This window comes from Salinimicrobium oceani (assembly GCF_012037645.1).
Genome location: NZ_JAAVJR010000967.1, coordinates 1 through 381 on the forward strand (window position 1 = coordinate 1; position 381 = coordinate 381).

At 42.8% G+C, this 381-nt stretch carries 1 protein-coding gene; it reads right to left on the reverse strand.

All coding sequences use genetic code 11. From position 1 onward, the window contains the following. Window positions 1–381, reverse strand: a 381-nt coding sequence (locus tag HC175_RS20290; protein WP_209310145.1) for a right-handed parallel beta-helix repeat-containing protein, incomplete at both ends; no start/stop codon positions are given.

Genomic DNA, 381 nt, shown 5'->3' on the forward strand with positions numbered 1-381 from the left:
TATGGATCCCATTTCCGGACTTTGCCTGGGAAACAGCTTTGCTGCTGATCCTATTTCGGGAAATAACCCCGTTGGAAGATTTTTCTACAAGGATCCCAAAAAAGATATTTTCCAGCCTGTTTCTTTCTATCCTGAAATTTTTCGATCCTGATACTAAAATGGCTGCATGGTCACTTGTATGGCTGGTACCAATGTTAATGATCTTCAAGCCTTCAACAGAAAAATCTTCTGCACGTATGGTCAGCGCGGTACCTTTCATTTGGGCATCGATCACAGGATAATCTTCCCCAATAAGATAAAGGGATTTATCGATGATCGTGATCTCGTTCTCCTTATAGGTCCCCGCTTTGATCCTGATGGTGTCTCCATTCGCTGCCATAT